The 5,587-nt window shown below is 52.0% G+C and carries 3 protein-coding genes; all 3 read right to left on the reverse strand.

Annotation, left to right across the window (positions count from 1 at the left end; translation table 11 throughout):
• Positions 1–3 precede the first annotated feature (3 nt).
• Positions 4–3,342, reverse strand: coding sequence for a SusC/RagA family TonB-linked outer membrane protein (locus tag J7I43_RS24050; protein WP_209148549.1), 3,339 nt, complete (start codon positions 3,340–3,342; stop codon positions 4–6).
• A gap of 35 nt (positions 3,343–3,377) precedes the next feature.
• Complete coding sequence (locus J7I43_RS24055; RefSeq protein ID WP_209148550.1) at positions 3,378–4,328, reverse strand: FecR family protein; 951 nt, start codon at positions 4,326–4,328, stop codon at positions 3,378–3,380.
• A gap of 69 nt (positions 4,329–4,397) precedes the next feature.
• Positions 4,398–4,988, reverse strand: a complete 591-nt coding sequence (locus J7I43_RS24060; RefSeq protein WP_209148551.1) for an RNA polymerase sigma-70 factor — start codon at positions 4,986–4,988, stop codon at positions 4,398–4,400.
• Between the last annotated feature and the right edge of the window lie 599 nt (positions 4,989–5,587).

The raw sequence follows: 5,587 nt of genomic DNA on the forward strand, positions 1-5,587 counted from the left end.
AGCTTAAAAACCAACCCTGAAATTAACGCCGATCATTCTTTGTGAAGGCGAGTTCAGGTTTTCTTCGTCCACATCCGGGTCGGAGAACCTGAATTTGGTGAACAGGAACAGGTTTTGCGCGGTGATGGACACGGAAGCGTTCTTGATGCCGGATTTGCCGAACGCGCTGGCCGGAAACCGGTATGCCAGGGACATTTCCCTGATTTTCACGAAACTTTTCTTTTGCACCCCGAAATCGCCTTCGCGGAAGTTCTGCGTATAGTCCTGGTAAGACACGGCTACATCGTTCGCCGCATACTTGCGCGTATCGCTGGTAATATTGCCGTAGTTGTCGTAGGTCACCGTTCCTGAAGTTACTTTTACGCCGTTGCCCACATAATTCGTTTTCCCGTTCACCACTTCGTCGTAACGCCAGGAATTGTCCGTATCGGGATGGGTGCCGGTATCGTACATCTTATCGTTGATGTAATTGTACATCAGCCCGCCGATTCGCCCGTCTACATTCAGGCCGAGAGTGAAGTTGCGGTACCGGAAAGTGTTGATGAAACCAAAGCTGAACTTCGGATCGTAATAGCCATATTTTTTCACGTAATCGCTTTCGACGGGGTAACCGTTGTTGTGTATCACGTTGCCTTCGGGGTCTCTCAGCCAGTAATAGTCCGTATACACGTCCATCCGGCCGCCTTTATTGACCCAGGGCGTTTTCGCGGAGTATACTGAATCGAGGTCTTTATAATATCGGTGCTGGTTAGAAAGGTTAATGGTGCTGATCCATTCGAAGTTCCGGTTTTTGATCACGGAGCCGGAAAGGGTTATTTCCGCGCCTTTGCGCACATAGGTTTGGTCGGTATTGATGAGTGTCGTTAAAAAACCGGAGGCGCTGGAAATAGAAGCGGAAGTTTGCTGGTTGAAATAAAATTTATTGAAATAGGCCACGTCCACATTCAGTCTTTTCCGGAACAGATAGGCCGCCGTACCGATTTCCCAGGTGCGTGCCGAGCTGGGCAGCAGACCGGCGGAGCCGAGAAGGTTGGAAGGGTACCTGGCCGAGTTCAGGTTGTTCCAGTCGGCCGTAACGGTGGTGTAGAGGCGGTTGGTGGCGTATACGCCGGCAGGGGTTTTAAATGTGGCCCAGGAGCCGCGGATTTTCCACATATCTACAAAAGCGGGCATCTTCACCAGTTCGGAAAGCACCACGCTGGAACCGATGGAAGGATAGAAATAAGCCCTGTTCTCTTTCGGTTGCGAAGAGTTCCAATCGTTCCTGCCGGTAGCGTCTATAAATATGGCATTTTTCCAGCCGATGGCGGCGCGTCCGTAAAGACTGTTCACCTGCCTGCTGGAATAACCCGGCGAAATGGTGGGCGGCTCCACGGAGCCTGCAAGGGAAAGGAAGGTGGGGGATGTAAGACCGTTCTTGGTGCTGGCGGTAAGATTTTCATCTATCCAGAAATAAATGGTGCCGCCGCCCATTACATCGAACGTGAAGTCGCCGGCCTTTTTGTTGTAGCTGAGCATGATGTCGTCGTTCGTGCTCCAGCCGTAATCCTTATCGATCGTATAACGTCCTTTTGCATTCCAGCCGCCGCGCGTGGAATAGATGTTCACGGCGGGGTTGGTGAACGTTTCTTTGTTATCGTACACATCGTAACCGATGCGCACCAGCAGGTTAAGGTCCGGGGTGAATTTGTAATTCGCGGTAAGACTGGCGTTGATGGTGTTCTGCTGGATGCCGTTGAGTTTTTCATATGCAATGAGATAAGGATTGTCGTACCAGTTGGTATACATCCAGTTCTGCGTCTGGTTGGGCACTTTCCAGTAATCGCGGTATTGGCGGATGTCGTATTCCGGGCCGGTCCACATAGTGAGCTGGTAAATGTAGCCCTGGTTGCCGTAACCCGTTCCCCAGATCTGCGGCGCCATTCTTTTGCTGACGCCAACATGGCTTTCGAGCGTAAATTTATCGGTCGCTTTCAGTTCGCCGCCCAGCGTAAAATTGAACATGTTCAGTTTGGCGTTGGGAAACTGGCCTTTCTGGTAAATATGGTTCAGCGACGCGCGGAAGCTGCCGTATTTGCCGCTTTGGGCAACGCTGATGTTGTTATTGGTGATGAGGCCCAGTTCCATGAAGTTTTTGAGGTTGTTCTTGCCAAGGGATTTCAAAGGCCGGTCGTCTTCAAACTGTTTGGTTTCCGGGTTCCAGTCGCGGGCGGTTTCCCCGATGTCCAGCTTCGGGCCCCATACGTAATCGTTGTCTATCTGACCGTTTTGACCGCGGCCGTAGGAGCTTTGGGTTTTGGGAATGGCGAGGAAGCCGGTTTGCAGCATGGTGTTGCTGTTGATGTTCACGCTGAGCCCTTCGCCGGCTCCTTTTTTGGTGGTGATCAGCAGCACGCCGCCGGCGGCCCTCGAGCCGTACAACGCGGATGCGGTGGGGCCTTTCAGCACGTCGATGCTTTCGATATCGTCTGTGGGTATGTCGCGCAGGTTGGTGTTGCCGTAAGGAACGCCGTCTATCACCAGCAGGGCGCCTTCGCCGCGCAGTTCGATAGCCGGCCGCGCAAAAAATTCGGTGGAATTTTTCACCACCAGGCCAGACACCTGGCCGGTGAGCGAGGTGGCCACGTCTACGCCTTTTACGGTCTGCACTGCGTCGCCCTTTACTTTCTGAACCGCGTAACCGAGCGCTTTTTCCTGTCTTTTAATGCCCAGCGCCGTTACCACGAACTGGTCCAGCGCGATGGAAGATTCTTTCAGCACCACGGTGATGTTTTGCTGGCCGGTGAGGGTGTATTCCACCGGGGAATAACCCAGGAGCGTAAAAACGAGCACGTCGCCGTTGTTTGCCTGTGCCAGCGTGAAATGCCCGTCTTTGTCGGTGGTGGCGCCTTTGCCGGTGCCTTTGATCTGCACGCTTACGCCGGGAAGCGGGGCGCCGAGGGAATCTTTCACGGTGCCACGTACTTCCTGCCGCGGTATTTCATCCGTTTTTGTTTCCGGCATTTTTTCATCGGCCGTTCCGGCTTTCACCACGAATAGCCTTCCCCCCAGTTTTTTACATACCAGTCCCAGCGGGGCGATATACCGGTTCAGCGTCGCCTCGATCTGCCCCTGTTTAAAAACGTTCATGCCGGGAATGGTGACCTGTTTGTTTTTGAGTAGCTCGGTGTTGTAATTGAACCGGATATCGAACCGGCTTTCCAGATCGTTGATCACCGAAATGAGCGATACCGCCTGCGGGGTATGGCCGGCCCTGGTCCGCTGCGCGTCGCACAGCTGCAGGGAAAATAGCAATACGATGCCCGTAATCAGTTTTGCACTGATCGTTCTGACTTTTCTCATAATGTAATTTTGGTTGTTGGTGTTGGCTGAAGGCGTTATTTAATGTTAACGTGAAGCTGTTTGTCGAGTAACGTGATCTTTAACGTGAATGCCTGTTCTAAAGTGAGCAATGCCTGGGGCAGATCGTTGGAAGACAGGTAACCGGTGAATACCAGGTTTTCTGCTCCCGCGTGGTCGAACACCACGCCGATGCCGTATTGTTCTCCGAGTTTTTCCATGACTTCTTTCAGAGGCCGCGCTTTAAACGCGATCAGGTCGTATTTCCAGGAGGTGAACAGCAACGTATCGGCCTGCTGCCTCAACAGTTTCCCGGTAGCGGCGTGATAGTCCGCCATTTCACCGGGATTCAGCACCATCTGCGTTTCGCCCGTGCCTACTTTTACGCGGCCGGCGTTCAGCACCACCTGTGTGCCGTTTTTTTGCGCATTTACGTTGAAGGCGGTGCCCAGCACCGTTACGTCCAGGGAATGGGCGGTGTGCACGGTAAACGGTTTTTTGTCAGACGGTTGTACGGAAAAAAAAGCTTCCCCTTCCAGCCACGTTTCGCGGCCGTCTGCGCTTACGGATACACGGGCCTGCTGGTTGAGGCTCACGATGCTGCCGTCGCTTAGCCGGATGGTCTGCACGCTTTTGGTATCGTTTGCGTATTGTATGCGGCGCGGTTCCTTTGCGAGCCACAGGGCCAGTCCCGCCACGCCGATAACGGGCAGCGCTGCCGCGGCGATCTTCAGCCAATTGCGTTTGCGCATGGGGCGCACTATGGCCGGCTCTTCCTGCCGGAGAATGCGGGCCAGTATGTTTTCCGCTTCCGCGCCGGGCATCAGGGGCCAGCTGTCTTCATTGGCAAGCTCTTCCAGTTCCGGCAGAGCTTGGGGGGAAGGGTTGCGCCGGAGATATTCCAGCAGCTGCAAACGTTCGCCCGGAGTGCTTTTTCCTTCCGCCAGCCTGATGAACAGCGATTTGATGTGATCCTGATTTTCGTCCATGGAATGCGGTTGATCTTAAGTAATACGATTGAGAAAGCGGGGAAGACGATCCCGCATAAAAATTTTTTTTCAGGAAGGCAACATGATGCGAAGCGCAGCCAGCAGCACGGCAATGTCTGCATGCCGGTGAAGATAGGCCCTTACGAAACGGGAGGCTTTTACCAGCTGGTCCCTGACGGTATTGATGGAAATGCCCAGTTGGTCGGCTATTTCCTGGTTGCTGCAGCCTTCCACTTTACTCAGTTTATAAATGAGTTGCCGTTGGGCGGGAAGACAGGAAATGGCGTTCATTTTGATCGCTTCGAGCTGTTTGGTGTAAAGGAGATGGTCTGAGCTGCCGAACCCTTCTTCGAAAGAATGCAGGAATGACTGCCGGAATTTTTCGCTGTGAACGGCTTTTTTAAGGTAATCGAAAATATAATTGCGCGCCGAGCGGAAAAGATAGGCTTTCAGCGACCGGGAAGGATCGAGGGTGGCGTGTTTGAGCCAAATGTTCATAAATACTTCCTGCACCGCGTCGAGCGCTACTTCGGGCGAGCCGCAGAGTGTAAGGGCGTACCCGTAGATCCGGTGGCGGTACCGGTCATATAAAACGGTAAAAGCGGCCTGTTCCCTGTTTTTGATCATTCCGCACAGCGCTTCATCTGTTGCATCGACCATTTACAACAACGATTTTGGTTAATATGGTAATAAAGGTAGCCTGCCAAATATATAAAATAATGGACTGTTTCCGCAAAGGGGATTCGCATTAATTATTACTAATATGTGTTTAGGGTGGAAAATGTTTTGTAGTTATATTACTACAACGTCATTCAAATAATACTATAAGCGGTTAGCGCGCATTGGTCTAGTTTCGCATTGTATTGTTTTTTTTTCGGAGTGGACAGGCTCCGTTCCCAATACCAGGACCGTAACATATCCTAACCTTAATTAACCGTTTCCTATGGGAAAATTTTACGAGAAACCCGCTGTGTGTATCCCGAATACCCAGTCACAGCCATTTTTGCCATTTATTGTAATCCAGACTATTTATTGTTTAAAATCACTTGTGCGGCATTATTTGACGTACCGGTAATTTCCGTCTGCAAGCACACCATATCCGAAATGCATAACTGAGGCCCCGTCGTAGAGCCTCCCTGGCATGCCGTAGTCAAACGCAGGCCGGGGTGACTGTTTTTTACCCAAAGCACCGTACCATGTTCCGCTTGAATGCAACCAATCCGAATGCGAGATCTTTCAGCAAAAGCTGCAAACGCTTT

Source organism: Chitinophaga chungangae, assembly GCF_017742215.1.
GTDB classification, from domain to species: Bacteria; Bacteroidota; Bacteroidia; order Chitinophagales; family Chitinophagaceae; genus Chitinophaga; species Chitinophaga chungangae.

Excerpts from the sequence above, each read along its gene's own strand:
- J7I43_RS24050 (WP_209148549.1), bottom strand. The coding sequence starts at position 3,342 with ATGAGAAAAGTCAGAACGATCAGTGCAAAACTGATTACGGGCATCGTA.
- J7I43_RS24055 (WP_209148550.1), bottom strand. The coding sequence starts at position 4,328 with ATGGACGAAAATCAGGATCACATCAAATCGCTGTTCATCAGGCTGGCG.
- J7I43_RS24060 (WP_209148551.1), bottom strand. The coding sequence starts at position 4,988 with ATGGTCGATGCAACAGATGAAGCGCTGTGCGGAATGATCAAAAACAGG.